At 43.1% G+C, this 17,173-nt stretch carries 16 protein-coding genes and 1 tRNA gene; 7 read left to right on the top strand and 10 right to left on the bottom strand.

Annotated elements, in window-relative coordinates:
• The first annotated feature begins 210 nt into the window (after nt 1-210).
• The 3 genes from J2736_RS01120 (at nt 211) to J2736_RS01110 (ending at nt 4,063) form a co-directional block, all read left to right on the top strand.
• Nucleotides 211-2,001, top strand: a complete 1,791-nt coding sequence (locus J2736_RS01120; RefSeq protein ID WP_310222701.1) for a DEAD/DEAH box helicase — start codon at nt 211-213, stop codon at nt 1,999-2,001.
• Entirely contained in the window at nt 1,998-3,002 is a 1,005-nt protein-coding gene (locus J2736_RS01115; protein ID WP_310222700.1) for a YqhG family protein, read from the top strand. Before J2736_RS01120 ends, J2736_RS01115 begins: the two co-directional genes overlap by 4 nt.
• Before the next feature lie 116 nt (nt 3,003-3,118).
• Nucleotides 3,119-4,063, top strand: a complete 945-nt coding sequence (locus J2736_RS01110) for a hypothetical protein (protein ID WP_310222697.1) — start codon at nt 3,119-3,121, stop codon at nt 4,061-4,063.
• A 912-nt stretch (nt 4,064-4,975) separates the two neighbouring features.
• Here the strand turns inward: J2736_RS01110 and J2736_RS01105 are convergent.
• Both J2736_RS01105 and J2736_RS01100 read right to left on the bottom strand, forming a co-directional pair.
• Nucleotides 4,976-5,167 carry a YqzE family protein gene (locus J2736_RS01105; protein ID WP_310222695.1) on the bottom strand — a complete coding sequence of 64 codons (192 nt, stop codon included), beginning with the start codon at nt 5,165-5,167 and terminating at the stop codon, nt 4,976-4,978.
• 91 nt (nt 5,168-5,258) lie between these two features.
• Nucleotides 5,259-5,540, bottom strand: coding sequence for a hypothetical protein (locus J2736_RS01100; RefSeq protein WP_310222693.1), 282 nt, complete (start codon nt 5,538-5,540; stop codon nt 5,259-5,261).
• 168 nt (nt 5,541-5,708) lie between these two features.
• Here J2736_RS01100 and J2736_RS01095 point away from each other — a divergent pair, with 168 nt between their 5' ends.
• Nucleotides 5,709-5,939, top strand: a complete 231-nt coding sequence (locus J2736_RS01095) for a hypothetical protein (protein ID WP_310222691.1) — start codon at nt 5,709-5,711, stop codon at nt 5,937-5,939.
• A gap of 101 nt (nt 5,940-6,040) precedes the next feature.
• Here J2736_RS01095 and J2736_RS01090 read toward each other — a convergent pair whose 3' ends face one another.
• From J2736_RS01090 to J2736_RS01080, 3 genes are all read right to left on the bottom strand, one after another.
• Complete coding sequence (locus J2736_RS01090; RefSeq protein WP_310222689.1) at nt 6,041-6,694, bottom strand: Bax inhibitor-1/YccA family protein; 654 nt, start codon at nt 6,692-6,694, stop codon at nt 6,041-6,043.
• 317 nt (nt 6,695-7,011) lie between these two features.
• Nucleotides 7,012-12,039, bottom strand: coding sequence for an NACHT domain-containing protein (locus J2736_RS01085; RefSeq protein WP_310222687.1), 5,028 nt, complete (start codon nt 12,037-12,039; stop codon nt 7,012-7,014).
• Between the two features lie 352 nt (nt 12,040-12,391).
• A tRNA-Leu gene (locus J2736_RS01080) sits at nt 12,392-12,475 on the bottom strand.
• Between the two features lie 112 nt (nt 12,476-12,587).
• Here J2736_RS01080 and J2736_RS01075 point away from each other — a divergent pair.
• Nucleotides 12,588-12,773 carry a hypothetical protein gene (locus J2736_RS01075; RefSeq protein WP_310222685.1) on the top strand — a complete coding sequence of 62 codons (186 nt, stop codon included), beginning with the start codon at nt 12,588-12,590 and terminating at the stop codon, nt 12,771-12,773.
• 111 nt (nt 12,774-12,884) lie between these two features.
• Here the strand turns inward: J2736_RS01075 and J2736_RS01070 are convergent, their stop codons facing one another.
• Together J2736_RS01070 and J2736_RS01065 are read right to left on the bottom strand one after the other, a co-directional pair.
• Nucleotides 12,885-13,661: an adenosylcobinamide amidohydrolase gene (locus tag J2736_RS01070; RefSeq protein ID WP_310222683.1), complete on the bottom strand. Its 777-nt coding sequence runs from the start codon at nt 13,659-13,661 to the stop codon at nt 12,885-12,887.
• Nucleotides 13,648-13,911 (bottom strand): hypothetical protein, encoded by a 264-nt coding sequence (locus J2736_RS01065; RefSeq protein WP_310222681.1) that lies wholly within the window; start codon nt 13,909-13,911, stop codon nt 13,648-13,650. Before J2736_RS01065 ends, J2736_RS01070 begins: the two co-directional genes overlap by 14 nt.
• 184 nt (nt 13,912-14,095) lie before the next feature.
• Here J2736_RS01065 and J2736_RS01060 point away from each other — a divergent pair, with 184 nt between their 5' ends.
• Nucleotides 14,096-14,413, top strand: coding sequence for a hypothetical protein (locus J2736_RS01060; RefSeq protein ID WP_310222679.1), 318 nt, complete (start codon nt 14,096-14,098; stop codon nt 14,411-14,413).
• A 72-nt stretch (nt 14,414-14,485) separates the two neighbouring features.
• Here the strand turns inward: J2736_RS01060 and J2736_RS01055 are convergent, their stop codons facing one another.
• Both J2736_RS01055 and J2736_RS01050 read right to left on the bottom strand, forming a co-directional pair.
• Nucleotides 14,486-14,812, bottom strand: coding sequence for a hypothetical protein (locus J2736_RS01055; RefSeq protein WP_056615938.1), 327 nt, complete (start codon nt 14,810-14,812; stop codon nt 14,486-14,488).
• Between the two features lie 80 nt (nt 14,813-14,892).
• Nucleotides 14,893-15,462, bottom strand: a complete 570-nt coding sequence (locus tag J2736_RS01050) for a xanthine phosphoribosyltransferase (protein WP_310222677.1) — start codon at nt 15,460-15,462, stop codon at nt 14,893-14,895.
• A gap of 267 nt (nt 15,463-15,729) precedes the next feature.
• On the opposite strand from J2736_RS01050, the gene J2736_RS01045 reads away from it, so the two are divergent.
• Nucleotides 15,730-16,446, top strand: a complete 717-nt coding sequence (locus tag J2736_RS01045; protein WP_310222675.1) for a DUF4309 domain-containing protein — start codon at nt 15,730-15,732, stop codon at nt 16,444-16,446.
• Between the two features lie 57 nt (nt 16,447-16,503).
• Here J2736_RS01045 and J2736_RS01040 read toward each other — a convergent pair whose 3' ends face one another.
• Nucleotides 16,504-17,139 (bottom strand): DedA family protein, encoded by a 636-nt coding sequence (locus J2736_RS01040; protein ID WP_310222673.1) that lies wholly within the window; start codon nt 17,137-17,139, stop codon nt 16,504-16,506.
• Nucleotides 17,140-17,173: the final 34 nt, after the last annotated feature.

The following is a 17,173-nucleotide window of genomic DNA, read 5'->3' as shown; positions in this document are numbered from 1 at the left end:
GACTTCTCGCCCCAGCACCAGTAAAAGTCTTACATGGGAAAAGTTATGAAAGACTCTTCTCTGGACATACTAACCTGTATGCGACGTTTGCGAGGGTAGGCGCAGAATCAGAACGTAGCGTATGCGTACGATGCTAGTTTTGCTACGCAAAACTTAAGTTTATGCTTACGAAGTCAGTTTTCTAGCGAAAACTTTTAGGAGGGCACAGCCATGCGTCAACATGATCAGCAAGAGAACATTCGCCCCATTCATAAACATCTAGATATGCATTTTGAGAGGGACTGGTTTACTGAGCTGGACAATCGTGTACATGGAGGGGGTCCTTGGGATGATTGGACCTTATATCAGCTTGCCTACGAATCGGAAGAGTCGGGGCTTATTTCTACGTTTGATGATATGCAATGCCTCGCACACTTAGGGACACTTGAACCAATGGCTCATCAGATTGATACAGCGAAACGCGTGCTCAATGAGATGCGTGGACGTGCCATTTTGGCCGACGAGGTTGGACTTGGGAAGACGATTGAAGCTGGTTTAATTTTAAAAGAATACATGATCCGCGGGCTTGTCCGCAAAACGCTTATCCTTGTCCCCGCTTCCCTGGTCTTGCAGTGGGTTCGGGAATTAAATACGAAGTTCGGGATTCCCGCTGTTGCGCATAAGAAGGCTTACATGTGGCAGCAAGCGGACATTATCGTAGCCTCGATGGATACGGCCAAAAGAGACCCGCATCGCGATATTGTCATGGCTCTAGAATACGATATGCTCATCGTCGATGAAGCCCATAAGTTGAAGAATAAAAAAACAACGAACTACACCTTCGTCGACGAGCTGCGCAAAAAATATTGCCTGCTCCTCACAGCGACACCTGTGCAGAACGATCTCAAAGAGCTGTACAACCTGATCACCTTGCTTAAGCCAGGCCAGCTTGGTGGACAGAACAGCTTCAAGAGCAACTTTGTCGTGGGCAAACGTACGCCGAAGAACGAGATTCAGCTGCAGCAGGAGCTCTCCAAAGTGATGATTCGTAATCGCCGCGGCGATGGCGGTGTGCATTATACGAAGCGGATTGTGCGCAATATTCCCCTCACGCTCTCAGATGAAGAGCAAGCACTCTACGATGGGGTTACGAATTTCGTACGAACGCGTTACTCCGAGAATGGCGGCGATCTCAGCTCCATGCTTTCTATGATTACGCTTCAGCGTGAAGTGTGCAGCTCTCGGGATGCGGTGTTCATTACGTTAGTGAATTTATTTAAAAAGACAGCTGAAGACTCGCCTGTACGTCCCAAGATCTGGGAGCTCGTCGAGCTTATTCGTAGTATCAAGTCGAATAGCAAAGCGGAAACGACGATGAGACTTATCCAAGACATCAATGATAAAGTCATTATTTTTACCGAGTATCGGGCATCCCAAGAATATTTGTTAAATTACCTCAAAGAACGGAAAATTACAGCGGTCCCTTATCGGGGAGGTATGAATCGCGGTAAGAAAGACTGGATGATGGATTTATTCCGAAATAAGGTACAAGTTCTTATAGCAACCGAGGCGGGTGGCGAGGGCATTAACTTGCAATTTTGCCATAACATGATCAACTTCGATCTCCCTTGGAACCCAATGCGTGTGGAACAACGGATCGGGCGGGTCCATCGACTCGGGCAGACGCATGACGTCAACATTTACAACTTATCCACAAGGAATACGATTGAAGAACATATCCTATCGTTGTTACACGAAAAGATCAATATGTTCGAGTTGGTTATTGGGCAGCTGGATACGATTTTGGAGAAAATCGAGAAACGAGGCTCGCTTGAAACGTCCCTGTTCCGTATGGTGATGGAAGCTGGCTCCGGCGAAGAAATCCGCCGCAAAATCGATGAGCTCGGACATTCCATCTCCGAAGTAAGAGAAGAAATCGAACAAAATCCGCAGTACGGCGCCAAGTTCCAAGATATCCTTGATGCCGTAAGCGGTTCCCAGAGTGTAGAGGTGGGGCCATGAATAAACGAAACATCCATTCATTCGTGATGCGTTTTCTGGAGGCTTACGACTGTACAATTCTGGAGAAAACACCTTCCTATGTAACGGTGAAGCTCTCTCCCGAAGCAGATCGGGAAATGACAGGCCGCCCTTACTATTGGAGTTTTATTGAGCGGACGGGCGCTGCAGCGGAGACGATGACGTATAAATTTGTCATCGATCCCGAGCAAATGAAACTAGAAGTTAAGCCCAAGGCTGCCGCTGTTGCGACTGCTGCCACTAGTCCATCTTCCACTGGCTACGGGCCACCTGGTCAAGGCGGAGCTGGTGCTCCTGCGGGCAGTGCGCCGGACAGCATACTGGGGCGTTATTTCGGCTTCGTTCCGACGACCATCACCACGCGAGTTCCACAAGATGACGTGACCTTTGGCAGCCGGCGACTCGACCAGATTTTCGGCATCGTGCGCGAACGCGGTCGCTTCATTCACTTATTCGAAGAGCCCTTCCCCGTGGGGGCGACGTATCATGCTTCCCTCGTTTACAATACGTGGCTGTGTGTGAACTACAAGGTTGAACTGCTCTGTGACCGTAAACGGACAGAAATACATTCCCTTGCCATTCAGCTGGGCACCGGTGAAATTCGCGAGCATTTTCATAAACAAATGCTGACAAAGACGTTATCACCGAAGCTCCCAGCGAATAGTCACATTTTACCGGACACCATTTCAATTCCGAAGGCCATCAATGCTTTGGAAATGACACTTGAGCGCAAAATCAGCACCTACGACCATCGCTGGGCCGATGATGCGAATGCGCAGCACCGTAGTGAAATTGATCGGGTGGAAGGCTACTATAACGGGCTTTTGCTTGCAGCAGAACCCAATAAAAGAGATGAGATCGAAATACAGTGTCGGAATCGGCTGGAAGAAATCGATTGGCAGCATAAACCGCGAATCGTGGTATCCGTCATTAATGGCGGTTTATTCCACCTCAACGCGAGTCGTTTATCATCCAGAAACTGACGCAAGTCGCTAAAACCTCGCAAATAATCCGCAACAGGTTCTAACATTCTTTTTAAAGCATACGAATTACAATAGTCACATACACTAGTAGGTTAGCGAGAGGCAGGTGAACGAAGATGAAGTCGTGGACCACTTGGACCGCCACTTGTATCATTCTGTGCAGTATTGGCTTCATGCCCTTACACACTTCGGCCGTAGACAATCTAGCAGGGACAAGCCCTACACAGACGCAAGTGAAAGAACCTAATACAGCAGTTACCTCAACCCCTGACATGGCGAGTACAGCATCTTTTGGTTCAACGATCAGCAATTGGCAGGCGACGCTTGCGAAGGAAGCCGGTTTTGCAGGCTGGCTGAACGCACGCTGGAACAGCTATCCGCTCGGTCCTGGCACGCATGGCTGGGTCATTATCCTATCCGATAAAGGCCAAGAGGTTGGCTATATGATTGTGCATGCCGTTGACAGTGGCGGTTTTCGTTTGACCGAATACGGGACAGGCCCATCTCCACTATTTAGCTTAGCTACGTTGTATCGCTCTTTGATACAACAAGAACTCATTCCTTCAACTACCTCATACGACAGTTTTGTGCAAAATGAAAAGCTCATTAATAGCCGCTTATATATGGATACTCTTACGTCTGTTTGGAAAATCGTGCAAGGCGGCGAGACCTATTATCTCGACGCCAAATCAGGTGAGTTGCTTCCGCTCACCGCGGATCCAACCCCACGTCTAGTCGATAGCCTAGCTAATAGGCCGACTGATTTATCTGGTGGTGCTCGATCCTTGGTTCGGCCCGCATTTGATCCTTATGACCGTTTGCCATGGATTGAAGGCACACCGCTGCCTGTAACCTCCTTGCCTGAATTACAGATTGCAATGGAGCAGCAAGGAGATCTCACCTACGTCACCCTGTTATATGATGAACTCGTGACGATGCCTTTAGCTGTGCTTGGTTATCAACAATGGCTGCATGGGGATAACTATCTTGTCTTGGACCATGAGGGTCCGCGATATGTGCAATTGGATGCTTCCATTGGACTTGGGGAGCTGTATCCCTGAGCGTCGCCGACGTGGACGTGAAGGGCGAAAACGTGAAACTGTGAAAAGGCCAACCCGGCACACGGGTTGGCCTTTTTATTGTGCGAGCAGAGTTGCTCGGAAAAGTCGAGTAACTCTGGCGCGGCGGTGCAAAACCAGCCCAGTTACTCGAATAATTCGAGTATCTCGAGCATACAAGCACGAAACCAGCCCAGTTACTCGAAAAAGTCGACTAACTCGAGCACACAAGCCCCAAACCAGCCCAGTTACTCGAATAATTTGAGTATCTCGAGCATACAAGCACGAAACCAGCCCAGTTACTCGAAAAAGTCGACTAACTCGAGCACACAAGCCCCAAACCAGCCCAGTTACTCGAATAATTCGAGTATCTCGAGCATACAAGCACGAAACCGGCCCAGTTACTCGAAAAAGTCGACTAACTCGAGCATACAAGCGTCAAACCAGCCCAGTTACTCGAAAAAGTCGACTAATTCGAGCACACAAGCGTCAAACAAGCTCAGTTACTCGAAAAAGTCGACTAACTCGAGCTTACAAGCGTCAAACCAGCCGAGATACTCGAATAATTCGAGTATCTCGAGCATACAAGCACGAAACCAGCCCAGTTACTCGAAAAAGTCGACTAACTCGAGCACACAAGCCCCAAACAAGCCCAGTTACTCGAATAATTCGAGTAACTCGAGCGCGCAAGCACGAAACCAGCCGAGTTACTCGTATTAAGTCGACTAACTCGAGCATGCAAGCACGAAACCAACCGAGTTATTCGAAAAAGCCGACTAACTCCGGCATACAAGCCCCAAACCAGCCCAGTTACTCGAATAATTCGAGTATCTCTAGCCCTCAAGCACGTAACCCACCAAGTTACTCGAATAATTCGAGTAACTCCGGCACACCACTCAAGCTCAGCAACTCGTCTCATTTTCTCGACTTCATTCGTCCAAACAACATCCGCGCCGCTAATGGCAGCATCCCAAACCAACGCGTTTGCCAGCCTTCACGCTGCTCTTTAACCGTCGCTTTTGCTTGCTGACGGACTTCTTTCGGCGTGTCAATATAGGTGACGACTTGTTGAGTTATGTACTTCACGAGATCATCGCTCTTTGCCATACGCCCACCTGCCTTTTATCCTTATTCTAACCAGAGCAATAAGGCTTTAAACTACGCAAAGACAGGTGGCGAACCGCTTACTCATTGGCAATCATCCTGGTCTTCCGCCACTCTCCGCAATAATTTTATCAGCAAAGGATTTGATCGTGCCGCAGCCTAACAGCATGGGCTTATTATCGCACAGCAACATCAACGTTTGTGCATTCGTATCCCAGGCATATTGGAAGCCAACATTCATGCTGACCACTGTAATCGTAAATTTGCCTGATGCTGTGCTCGGTATAGAGAAACCTTGTCTCCTACCTACCTGCTGCAACGCTCGGAATACCGAAGGCGAAATCCCTTTATATATCCATGTGCTACAAGTTGCCATAGGTCTTCTCACCTCTTTCAATTAGGATCATTAAATTGTATGAGGCAAGTGCGGAAATCGTGCTTATTTCCATAAAAAGCATCCATCCCGTTCGTTGCATCTGCTTCTAATCTCGTCCTACAAACATAAGCTAGGAGTAACTAGAGAGAGAAAGAGGTGTTGGTTTGAATGTGGGAACTAATGCTTGCAAATGAGCAGCTAGAAATTTATATGGATGAAGCAAATCTTAGGCTTGAAATACGTATAAAATCCGAAAAGTACACGGATCCATTTACGCTTCGTATGAACTACACCGATTTAACCCAGTTAATCCATACGCTACTGGAAATCAATCGAAGCTTCCGAGGAGATATCCCCTTTTTCCATACCAAAAAGCTGCCTGGTAAGTCTAAGTCTTAGATAGCCTCCAGCAGCCAAAAAAGCACGATGTTCCCCTTCCACATTTCCGTGGATCGGAGGAACCATCGTGCTTTTTATTAATCAGCGTTATTCGCGCATGTTTAGTTTCTGTTGAATCCTACAATTGAAGCGATGAAACGCAAGATATACAGGAACAAGTTAATGAAATCGAGATAAATGTTCAATGCGGCAAGTGGCACTGCTTCGGATGCAACACCGTTGCGGTATTGGGCAACATCATACAGAACCCAACCGCTGAAGATCAGAATCCCAACCATCGACCACACCAAATTCATGGCGGAACCGAAGTTGAGGAACATGCCGAGTACACTCATCAACACAAGTCCAATCGTACCCGCGAACAAGAAGCCGCCTAGGAAGCTGAAATCACGTTGGGAACGGTGTGCATAGAAAGCTAATGAGCCGAAAATCGCTGCCGTTGCGAAAAATGCACCTGATACTACGCTAGCACCAAGCTGGCCGCCGTACGCCATAATAACTGGATATAATGTCACACCAGAAATCGCTGTGAACGAGTAGAGAAAGCCATAGCCAATGTTCTTGCCGCGAATTCGGATCACGATCGCCGCTACCAACATGACGACCTCTGCAACAACGAAGATCATCACCATAGATGGAGGCACGACCATTGCACCAATCAATGTCCCCAAAAAGGAAACTAAGAGGGAACTTGCAAACGTTTGGAGCACATGTGCAAAGCTACCGGATTGTGTAATCGTAACGGATCTCTCCATGAATCATTCAGCTCCTTTGAAAAAAAAGATGTACAATCTATGGTATGTATTATACCTGACATTCATGAAAACTGCTATGGGGTGGCGGTACAGGAGAAGCAGAAATCAATGCATTATCTTTACTTTTTTCTGGGTTTAGGCCTAATATCTACATTTCAAATACCTGCTTGTCCTTTCGTACTATGGCAAATATCATTTTGATAATATTACTTAACAAGTAAAAGTTGAGATTTCATTTCTCATTAGAATTCAGACTTTTTATATTTGCTAATCTGCATTGTTTGTAGGACTTAGTCTTTATTTGATTTTTGAGACTGTTAATTTAATTGTCTTGCCTGGTTTAGAAGAGGATTAAGGTCAAGTATTTCCGTATGGATTCTAATGGCTAGCCGATCGCCTTGCTCCACTAATCGTTCAACAATCAACGCAAACTTGTTAAAGTTTTTAGGCGAACTGCAGATCCTACTTTTATAGTTTGACCAAATGCCATAAAGCAATGTAACTGTTCTGTCCGCAAATTCCCCGTCAGTATAAAGATCAAGTTGGTTGAAAGAAAAAACATATACCCAGTTGATTTTATCAATATAAGATGCGTGATTACCAACTGTATTTAGGAAAATAAGCAGATTATTAAAACAAGCAGGTTCGTTGCCTACTGACTCACACCACATTGTAATAAAATCCCTAAACATACTTAATCGTCCCCACTCCTGTAATTCCAATACAGGTTCTCTTCGAATATTAGGAGCATTCGCTGGTAAGGTGGGTCTAATGAGTATCATTAAATTAAACAACTCAATAAGCGATAAATTTTTCTTCTTACTATTTGAAACAAGCAATGTTCTACAGATTAATATCCAATTTTTCAAAAACACGATTCGGAATGTTTCATCATTCATTGAGTGGGCTACCCTTACCATCTGATCCAGCACAGCTTTTTTAAGATTTGGATTTGCATGGTGGACGGAAAACATGTTCATATACAAAGTAGACTTCTCGATTGAAGGATGTCCTACAAAATAGTGAGCTATTTTATAATAAACCTGAATCACCCAATTACGCTCTTCCGACATTTGTCTAAATGAAAAGTTGTTCATCTTTGTTGTGATAGTAAAAAAGTAAATCTCCTGCAAAAATTTATCATAGCGTTCAATATTAATCATGGCGGAAATATAACTATAATCCGGCAAACTAAAAGCAATAGGGAAAACATAGTTATAATCTAATGGATACTTATAAAATCTTTTCGTGTAAATCTCTTTTCCATTAAAAAATCTAATGAACAGACTTTTTGCCATTGTCCATGGATTGTATGCTAATTTATTTTTCTTTGCGGCTTGGATCATCGTTATATTAATACAGCTCCATACCAAATCCGGGCTCGTTCCCCATAAGTATCGCATGGAAGTAAACAGATTTTCTCTGATCAAATTGTTATCATGTTGGGCTAATTTATACATTTGCTGTTGAATTTCTTCATTATCTGGTTCCCTCAGTGCGAGTATAGGTAACGATAATGAAGCTGCCCATAAATAACCCATATTAATCTCTGATGTGACTGACATATTGCCAATTTTTTTGTATTTTTGAAATATATCAGGTCTCTTAACTGCAGTTGTTATTTGCCGGATACACCATTCTTTTAAATCATGTTTAACGACCCATTCCCACTCGAAATAAACTAGTGCCGATGCAAAGGTGACTAGTGAATCAGCAATTATTACCTCCTTTTCTCTAAAAAAATAACCATAAGGAACGTAGGTAATATCATCCTGATTTTCCAAATCCATAGCGTAATTCAAGCCAGATTCTAAGGTAAAGTACCGTCCAATTTCATTTTCTTGGAAAAAAGTAGTCGTCCAGCTCCAAAACCTATCTAATACACGATCCGCGTCAATCACCAAGAGTCCAACAGCATCCTCTTCTCCTTCTAATTGCCCCTGATCCTCATCTTCCGATTGTTGCTCATAACTTTTTCTTACTATTTCTGAAAACATTTTGCTGAGCTGCGTCCGTTCCTCTATCATTCTTTTATTTGTCTTTTCCTCTTCAAAAAAGAATGGCAGATTCTCTGGAAGTTGCTCAGCATGAGACACCATTTCTCTGTCCTTCTTAGTATTTGCTAAATAAGCAGCATAAAATGAGGCATCGCCGATAAACTTCTCATCGATTTCAGATAATATTAAGAAATGTTCATCCTTCACAATTTTATTCCAGAATAATCCTGTATCAATGTCTCTCTCAGATTTAATCATTTTGCGAAAACGCTCATAATCCAAATGCCAAAAAGTACTATTATTAAACAATGGTCGAATAGAATGCTGATTCTCTTCAAACCGATCTAAACATACAGATGCGCATACTCCAAGAATCGCTACTGAATTAGTTTTCTCGAATATTTTCTTAAATAACTCATCTGGGTCATCCTGATCGTTCAATCTATCGTATATCCACTGCTCTAGTGCCATAAGACAACTTGTTAAGATTGGCGGAACACCGAGTGAGTATCTATACCAGCAGTACACTGTCGAGTCTCCCCACAACTGTTTGGTCATACCGACAATCACGAATGATTGTACGATCGGTGTTTTGCTGCTTTTAATTTGTCGCTTTCTCCAATTTTCTGTTGCGTAATTAATGATATTATTAATTAATTGCAGACCATGAATTGGATTAGCCTCTAAGAACCCTTTAAATGGTCCGACAAGATAGCTCGGTGTCTTTATGCCAAGTTGGTTGATACCGAAACTATCATCCTCCATGGGAGTTACGCTTAAGTTTCGATTAATTACAATGTCAGTAACTACGCGTAACGCTTCATCGGGAATATACCTGCATAAACAAGACCAAGCCTCATGGAAAATTCGATACTCCAAGTATGCTTTAACCGCCCCTGGCAGCTTTTGTTGTAAAAACCACTTCGTCAATTCAGGTGCAGTATCCGCAGACCAAACAAGAATATCCGCGGTATTTTTAAGTAATTCCTCACATTTCTTTTCATTTAAAGGAACAGATCGCTTTCCTGAAATATACAATGAATAAGTGTTGCATATCTCTATTCGCAATTTAGAATTTCCAACTGTATTTCTCATCCACTCTCTGGCAGTAAACGAAAACTGATAGAGAGTGTCATCATCTAATTGATCAAGATAGTTTATAACCTGTTCAACCACTGGTTCCCATTTATGTACTTTGATAGAAAAATGTATTTTAGGAGTCTTATTACTCATTTCACGATCAATGTCTACACAATAGTTTCTTAACACCTTCAACAGGTTATGCAGCACAGTGAATTTTTTAGAAAGGATAACTTGAGAGATAAATTCACCTATGTTTGTTAATTCAAAAACGGACGCGTAAATCGCATGACGCCAGATCAAAGCTAATTCTTCCGCACTCTCAATCTCGCCAAGAATATCGAACCAAGCTTCCATCTTATTATCGAGTTCTACAAGCTTACAGCAATATAAGGTTAAAGGTTTTAACAATAGTAAATTTGATTTGGAATCGCTAATCAATTGTCGTATAGAAACTTTATTTCTATCCATAATTGATACTAATGCCCATTCTTCCAAAACATCATGAGTAAATCTCAATTCATTATCATTCAGAGTCAATATTCGATCCTCGATCAAGCTCTTCAAAGCATGCTTATTTAATTCTTGCAAAAGTACAGGTTGTTTTTTAAGGCTGGATTCTGCCACTGTTAATAAAACTGATTCTCTTTCATCAAATAGTCGATCTTTTTTGACAATGCGTTCCCAAAACCATTTTCTAAGCCAAACCTCCGTTATTGCTGCTGGTGTGTAGTCGAATTCTGCACTCGGCAATGTTATTAAATCTAATATTGCTGGCCTCCAGATCATCTGCTGTATCCGAGTTTGTGAAAGTAAGCTATGTAGTTTCGGAAAGTGGGAGACAATGTGGGATATTTCTTCCTCTGATAAATTAGGAAGCTCAATTTTTTTAAGACTTCCTTCAAACATCAAATCTTTTGTTTTTAGAATTGGTATAAGATGATTTGCCTCTTGACTCCTGCATGTAAAAACTATCTTCCACTTCTCGTTTTGGTTACCACCTTGAGAAAATATAAATTCATTGCATTCCTGCACCGTCGCTATTATGTCATTAACAATTTGGCGTTTTTCTTCACTTAGAGCATGCTCCAGACCATCTATGAAAATATAATTATTGTTCTTGGATCTAGTCAACAGCAGGATGGTCTTCAAACTATGTTCCACCCCATGATTCTTAAGAAAATTGTCAAAACTACTCCCATTAAAGCTCTTTAATGCAAATAACAATATCTCATTATTATTAGAGAGATGCTCTTTAAGCAGTTTCAATATTACCGACTTGCCTACCATTGGCTCCCCGGTAACGACAATTGCATCGGAATTCTGCAATTGATTGGTTACTGTTTCTAAAAAAATCTCTTTAGTCAAACGTACTTCGGAACCAATAGAATCCTTAATTCGTCTAAAGGCTTCTTCAGAATAACTCTGCAATTTTATCAAGTCTTTCCTCACTCTTTGTGTTAACGGAGTCCCCCTAAATAATCTTTTTAAAGAGTCATCCATGTTCTCTTCAGAAATTATTGAGGAGTTCTGGTCTGCCTCACTTACATATTTAAACACTTCCGACCAGACCTCTCTTGCAGAAACCGTTTCATTATTACTCACGCTCAAATAAAGTGACAGGTGCGCGATAAGTTGATCATAATCCTTACTATCGCTTAAGTAGTCCAAATCATAAGTAACTAAATAAAAACACTTCAAGAATTCCCAAAGAGTTCTATCATCGATAGGACTACCGTTTGCCTCTGTAAGAAGATGTTCGAAGATTTGCAAATACTCTTCCTTTTCCTTTGAACTGAACCCATGAGTCCTATTAACTTTGCTTATAAACTCCGTCTCATTGTTACAATCCCGAGCCCAGTTAATAATAGGCCTCAAATGATTTAAGATTTTAGCTGATAACGGCCCTGTAACCAGTACAATTTTATCTTTTGTCCTATCAAAGAGATTGCAGTTATTGAAATCTGCCCATGCATCAGCAAGAAATTTCCGAAATTCCTTATCGTTTTTTGTAATGGCAATGGTGTGCTTAATTTGGCCTAGCCATCTGACCCTATCGCCAGTTTCGGATACTACCCACCAAATGACAATATCATCAACTTGATACCCCTCTTCTTTAGCTTGGAATCTCATTTTTTCTAGTTTACCTTCGGGAAAAAAAGCAACTCTGCCACAAATTAAGCCATTGATTAAATATAATGTCTTAACTTTATGTTCAAACGTGCCTCCACCACTACCAGTTTGAAAGGAGCTTGCTAACTTTGACATTCAATCACTACCTCCTAAAATCTATTACTTTACAGCGGGTAGGTATTCAAAAAACTCTCTTGGTTTTCATCTCGTATACTAAAAGCAGAGTTAATTATAAATACATTATATTCGACGAATAATTAAAGTTCCTCCTATAATTTTACAATATTTGAGCAGTAGATTCCATATTCCCACCGCTCCTGCTCATTCCGAAGCAATAACAATCAGATATGCAAGCTTAAGCCGCGCGGAAACTATCATATTCCCTGACGTTGTTGAGAAAATTGGTGTTTTCGCTGAGCTTGAAGATTATGTACATAATAAAAAATAACCCTTCGATTAAGAACGAAGGGTTTCACAATAGCTATGATGCGATCAAGAGGACTCGAACCTCCACGGGGGTAAGCCCACACGGACCTGAACCGTGCGCGTCTGCCAATTCCGCCATGATCGCGTTTACAAAATTAATATACCATGTGACGTAAAAGCTCGTCAATGAAACTTTTCCCATGCATGCATAATTCCATTACCACTTCCTAACCCTAGTTGGAAAGGAGGTATGACCCATGGATAAGAAAGAAATTGAGGCGCTAGAGCCGAAATACACGGGCAATCAGCGTCATTTAACCGAAGGTGAAGCTGAGGGTATCGTTCACGATCCCAACTTCAAAAACGAGAATGAAGATAACGATGTCTCGGATATCGACAGCTTAGCTGCCGGTCTCGGTTTTGGCGTATTCCGTAGAACATAACGTTAACTACACCCGATACCTTAACGCAGTAGAAGACCTCCCGTCCACATGGACGAGAGGTCTTTTACATAACAGCCCAATTCAAGCTTACCTATGTCGTTCAGCAGCATCCTACCGTTTACTCATTTCAAGCTCATTCAACTTAGCTGAAGCAAGTGTGGCTTCGTAAACTGCTCTGCCTATGAGATAGCCCACAGTTGTCGCTGTTCCCGCATAGCGGTACGTAGTTCCTCTGCCCGTCGCGGCAATAAGTACCGCATCTGTCGTCGTCCCTGTGGCTATTTGACCATCGATGGTGATGTTCAGATCTTGAAGTGCAGCAGCTTTGGCTTCAGTAGCGGTGATAACAGCATTCACCAATGCCACGTCTGTCAAATCCCCTTCTATGACGACGATCGTGTTAATGGTACCAGGATAAAGCGATGAAGCTGGCAGTTCAGCACCTGCTCGTGCTCTATTGCCGAGCCCTACGGTCACCCACGCGGCAACGCGAAGCGTTTCTGTCACATTTTCCACGTCGTCGTAGGCAGTCTGTCCCCTGTACGCTTCTTCTAAAGGCCTAGCTAACGACATGAAGCCAACGTCCTTCAACCACGCCGCGGTAAGCATGCCAGCCGTATCTTGAGGATCCAGCCCTTCACGTGCTAGGAAAGCTTCCATCTCTACCAACGGGTCAATTTCGTTATACGTCTTGTCCACTTGCCGATTCATTAACACCCGATGGTGTCCAAATCCGCCTCCCCAAGGGGAGGAATTCAGAGTTCGTAATGGATTGTTACTTGTAATCTGCATATATTGACCATTCTTAGAATGTATCTGTTTCATCTCCACACCGGGAATTAAACTAGCCTGTGATGCCCTTGTATCCGCACTCTCACTCTGCATCATCGGACAAATCATCCGGCGTTATCGTTTCTTGCGGCAGCATGAACGCTGGCGGCCTTTCGTTCTCATAAGGCTGATACACGTAACCGCGGGCCAGCTTGACGACTCTCCGATTTTTTTTACGAATCAGCACTGTCTCATCATCCCAAGCCACAACAATACCTCGTACATCGTTCGTCGGGCTGACATCTCGAATCACTCGAAGTAAAGTACTGTCTACGCGATATTGATCCAATTGTTCTTCCGATATCATCTATGTAGCACCTCCATCATAAGTATCTCAACACACCAACACCAATGTGCCTCTTTAGCATACACCAAATTCGCGATTCGGTGAAACGTTACATAAATCCATTCATCTTCGGTTACCTTAACGAGGACGAGACATGCGACAAGGTAAAGGCTAACTCACGCCTACCGCAAGGGAGGACATTACAATGGAGAAGAGAACGTACTACGTCAATGTGGGTACGGGAGAAGTATTAGAAGACAGCACTGCACTAGATTACGAATTTGAAATATCCGCTACGGAAGATGACATCGCCAAGCTGCAAGAGCTTTTTGAAGAAACAGACAACTCTTCGCAGGGGAGTTACGCCACTTCCTGGCTCCCTTGGAAAGTCTATTATTCCAATGAAACGAATCAAGAATATGACTACTATTTGACCGAAGTCTATCGGTCACTGCATCGTCTTGGCTCTGAGCAGACCAAACGACATATTGAAACGATGAATGTTTTGGAAAATGGCATTTAGCACCCAACGCAGACATTAAAAAGGCCAAGAATCCCTATGGAATTCATTGGCCTTTTTATCATATATGGGTGATTAACTCACATGCTCTTTCGAATCGTTCGTTTCAAACCAGAAATCAAGGACTTTGCTTGACATCACACGTTTCTTGATATAATCCGATTGTGCAACAGAGAACTGTTGCTCCCACTCGATTGTAAGCTCCGTACAAAGCTTTACGATTGTTAACAACTCGGACCAGGCCACATAACGCTTATACCAGAAAAATTGAGGGTGTTCAATCATATACGGATACAGGTCATCAAACTCTGTATGTTTACAATCAAGTGCACGTTCAAAGTGAGTCTTTGCTTCCCCAAGCTTTGTCATAAAATAGTCAATGGAACCATTTTCGATACCCATAGATGTCAGCCTCCTCTCTTACCTTGTAATCATTATAATAGATAAATCGTTTTCAGGGAAGTCATTGTCATGATGTAAAATCAGTCAAAAGTGATCTGCCCATTTGACAGCGAGGCGATTCGAGCGAGTGACTCCACGCGAATTCCGCGTTCGCGAATGGATTTCCCACCATTTTGAAACGATTTCTCGACTACAATTCCAACACCGACAAGCTCTGCTTCTGCTTTCTCCACAATGCGGACTAAGCCGCGCGCTGCATCGCCGTTGGCAATAAAATCATCGATCAACAGAATACGCTCACCTTTGTGCAGCAAATGCGCGGACACCATAATATCGGTAACAATCCCTTTGGTAAAGGACGGCACACGCTCACTGTACGTATCTTGATCCATCGTTAATGTCTTCTTGCGACGGGCAAATACCATCGGGACACCGAGCTGCAACGCAGTTGTGTAAGCAATAGGAATACCAGATGATTCCACTGTTAAAACTTTGTCTGGCTTCGTTTCTCTAAACAATCTTGCAAATTCTTTCCCCATCTCCATTATGAGAACAGGATCTACTTGATGATTCAAAATGGCATCAAGTTTAAGTACTTGATCTGAAGCGACGACGCCGACCTCTAAGATCCGCTGTTTCAATAACTCCATGAAATCGGCCCCCTTTAGCTTTCTATTATGAGTAAGTTACCATATTGCTCTTGCCTCTTCAAGTCCATTTAGAAAATAACAAAAAACAACTGAAACTTTTTGCGCATCCATGGTGTCTATATAATATAAGGATTTACATTCATTTGGTATTCGTTCTAGAATTGCTCACATTTGGGCAGGAAGAGCTATTTGAAAACCTTCGATAAAACAGTATCATTAATCTTACTTGTATTTTTCAAATCAATGACTCTTCGGAGGAAAGGATAGATGGCAATGAACAACCTAATTAAACCCATCCTTGTAGGCTGTATGCCTGTTGCAATTGCATCATTCTTGGTGACTGGATGCCAAGAATCATCTGCTCCTGCTCCAAAGGCTACTATAGAGGTAACTAACACGTATACGCCTACACAGGTCACGCAGGAGTCCACACCTCCGACCATCGCCGCCATCCCGACTGCTACACCAGCAATCGATGATAGCACCAAGCATGAAGCACAAGTCGCCGGTATTACCAAAGTTGATCAAGGGGATATTACCCAGACGCAAGTCTTCACAAGTCCTAAGCCTACAGCTAAGCCAAAAGTGAAAGCAGAAGATGCTTATCAACAAGAAAAGCCGACCTTGATGGGATTAAAACTTGGAACGCCACGAGCTGCTGTATTGGAGCGTTTTGGCAAAGTGAAGAAGCAATTTGTTATGGAAGAAGATGACATCGAGGTTTACGATTTCACGGACTTCTCCGTCGGCTTCAACAGCAAAGGAACACTTGAATTCGTCGATGTGCACTCCGTTGACATTGATCCTGGTTTACATGGCTTGCGTCTAGGCCAGAGCGTACAGGACGCGATCGCCACTTTAGGCAAACCGGATACGAACTCAACTTACGTGTTGTCATACAAATCACAGGGTACTCTGCTGAAGATCGATATTGATCCGCATAACAACACGATTCAATCCATTAAACTTTTTGCAAACTCATAGCACTGCACAAACAATCAATCAAAAAAAGACCATGAATTCAGCCCTAGTGGGTGAGATTCATGGTCTTTTTTTAGGTTTGCGTTTCAGAATAACAATGTGATGTTTCCTGAATTTAAAGTAAATCAATAAGCCAGCAGCAACAAGAATCGCCAGTATGCCAAATGTAATTCCCATGTAGGTATGCATCAAGTGTAAGAAGCTTTCAAAATTATTGCCGATAAATCGTCCAAGTGTCAGAAAGGTTGTACACCAGAGCAGCGCTCCGGTTCCTGCATACAAGATATATTTATAAAATTTCACGCCGCTGACACCTGATAAGTAACAAGTGAAATGACGAACCCCAGGTATGAAATACCCGAAGAAAACGGTCCACAATCCGTACTTCTTAAACCAACCTTCTGCTGTCTCGATTCGAGCAGGGGTCAGCTTCACCCATTTGCCATACCGAGTAAGAAATGGTTTACCTACCCGATGACCAATCAAATAGCTTACCGTCATCCCTGTCATCGTCCCCGCATAAATCACAGCTAGTGTTGGACCGTAATCAAAGAGACCTCCGCGAGCGGTTAAAGAACCGATGAACACCATTAAGGTTTCATCTGGAATCGGAGCACCCACCATCCCCGCAGACAACAAGAGATATAAAGCTACATAGCCATAATGACTTATGAAATCAAATAGGAATTCCTTCACAACCGACACACTCCCGAATTTAACATCAACTGCC

Source organism: Paenibacillus qinlingensis, assembly GCF_031455095.1.
GTDB lineage: Bacteria > Bacillota > Bacilli > Paenibacillales > NBRC-103111 > Paenibacillus_E > Paenibacillus_E qinlingensis_A.
The sequence above is the reverse complement of the archived record's forward strand: the minus strand, read 5'-3'. Positions and strand labels throughout refer to the sequence as shown.

Bases quoted from the DNA above. Each gene is read 5' to 3' on its own strand.
- J2736_RS01120 (WP_310222701.1), top strand. From the start codon at position 211: ATGCGTCAACATGATCAGCAAGAGAACATTCGCCCCATTCATAAACAT.
- J2736_RS01115 (WP_310222700.1), top strand. From the start codon at position 1,998: ATGAATAAACGAAACATCCATTCATTCGTGATGCGTTTTCTGGAGGCT.
- J2736_RS01110 (WP_310222697.1), top strand. From the start codon at position 3,119: ATGAAGTCGTGGACCACTTGGACCGCCACTTGTATCATTCTGTGCAGT.
- J2736_RS01105 (WP_310222695.1), bottom strand. From the start codon at position 5,167: ATGGCAAAGAGCGATGATCTCGTGAAGTACATAACTCAACAAGTCGTC.
- J2736_RS01100 (WP_310222693.1), bottom strand. From the start codon at position 5,540: ATGGCAACTTGTAGCACATGGATATATAAAGGGATTTCGCCTTCGGTA.
- J2736_RS01095 (WP_310222691.1), top strand. From the start codon at position 5,709: ATGTGGGAACTAATGCTTGCAAATGAGCAGCTAGAAATTTATATGGAT.
- J2736_RS01090 (WP_310222689.1), bottom strand. From the start codon at position 6,694: ATGGAGAGATCCGTTACGATTACACAATCCGGTAGCTTTGCACATGTG.
- J2736_RS01085 (WP_310222687.1), bottom strand. From the start codon at position 12,039: ATGTCAAAGTTAGCAAGCTCCTTTCAAACTGGTAGTGGTGGAGGCACG.
- J2736_RS01075 (WP_310222685.1), top strand. From the start codon at position 12,588: ATGGATAAGAAAGAAATTGAGGCGCTAGAGCCGAAATACACGGGCAAT.
- J2736_RS01070 (WP_310222683.1), bottom strand. From the start codon at position 13,661: ATGATGCAGAGTGAGAGTGCGGATACAAGGGCATCACAGGCTAGTTTA.
- J2736_RS01065 (WP_310222681.1), bottom strand. From the start codon at position 13,911: ATGATATCGGAAGAACAATTGGATCAATATCGCGTAGACAGTACTTTA.
- J2736_RS01060 (WP_310222679.1), top strand. From the start codon at position 14,096: ATGGAGAAGAGAACGTACTACGTCAATGTGGGTACGGGAGAAGTATTA.
- J2736_RS01055 (WP_056615938.1), bottom strand. From the start codon at position 14,812: ATGGGTATCGAAAATGGTTCCATTGACTATTTTATGACAAAGCTTGGG.
- J2736_RS01050 (WP_310222677.1), bottom strand. From the start codon at position 15,462: ATGGAGTTATTGAAACAGCGGATCTTAGAGGTCGGCGTCGTCGCTTCA.
- J2736_RS01045 (WP_310222675.1), top strand. From the start codon at position 15,730: ATGGCAATGAACAACCTAATTAAACCCATCCTTGTAGGCTGTATGCCT.